Source organism: Kitasatospora sp. MBT63, assembly GCF_000710465.2.
Lineage (GTDB): Bacteria > Actinomycetota > Actinomycetes > Streptomycetales > Streptomycetaceae > Kitasatospora.
The window spans coordinates 15406-16303 of the sequence record NZ_JAIZ01000734.1; the positions used below are offsets into that span (position 1 = coordinate 15406).

1 protein-coding gene is annotated in these 898 nt (G+C 72.2%); it reads left to right on the forward strand.

Going from position 1 to position 898, the window contains the following annotated elements:
* A partial coding sequence (locus AA75_RS38040) for a thiamine pyrophosphate-dependent enzyme (RefSeq protein WP_033825013.1) occupies positions 1 to 898 on the forward strand: 898 nt, incomplete at both ends.

Below are 898 nucleotides of genomic sequence, written 5' to 3' on the forward strand. Positions count from 1 at the left end.
ACTCCCGAACGTGCTGGACCGGGCGATGCGGATCGCCGCCACCAGCCGCACCGTCACCGCCGTCATCATCCCCGCCGACGTGCAGGAACTCGACTACGAACCGCCCGCCCACGCCTTCAAGATGGTGCCCTCCAGCCTCGGCGTCGGCCACTACGCGCCGGTGCCCTCCGACGCCGACCTGACCCGCTGCGCCGAGATCCTCAACGCCGGCGAGAAGGTCGCCGTCCTGATCGGCCAGGGCGCCCGGCACGCCCGCGCCGAGGTCGAACAGCTCGCCGAGGTCCTGGGCGCGGGCGTCGCCAAGGCCCTGCTCGGCAAGGACGTGCTGCCCGACACCCTGGCGTACGTCACCGGCTCGATCGGGCTGCTGGGCACCCGCCCCTCGTACGAGCTGATGCGCGACTGCGACACCCTGCTGGTGATCGGCTCCAGCTTCCCGTACACCCAGTTCCTGCCCGAGTTCGGTGCGGCCCGCGCCGTGCAGATCGACCTCGACCCGTCGATGGTCGGCCTGCGCTACCCGTTCGAGCTGAACGTGGTGGGCGACGCCACGGAGACCCTGAAGCGGCTCTTGCCGCTGCTGGAGTTCAAGGAGGACCGCACCTGGCGGCAGACCGTCGAGACCAACACCGCCCGCTGGTGGGAGGTGATGGAGCGCCGCGCCGCCGTCGAGGCCGACCCGGTCAACCCCGAGCACGTGGTGCACGCGCTGGACGCCCTGCTGCCCGACAACGCGGTCCTGGCCGCCGACTCCGGCTCCGCCGCCAACTGGTACGCACGCCACCTGCGGATGCGCGGCTCGATGCGAGGCTCGCTGTCCGGCACCCTGGCCACCATGGGACCCGGCGTCCCGTACGCGATCGGCGCGAAGTTCGCCCACCCCGACCGGCCCGCCATC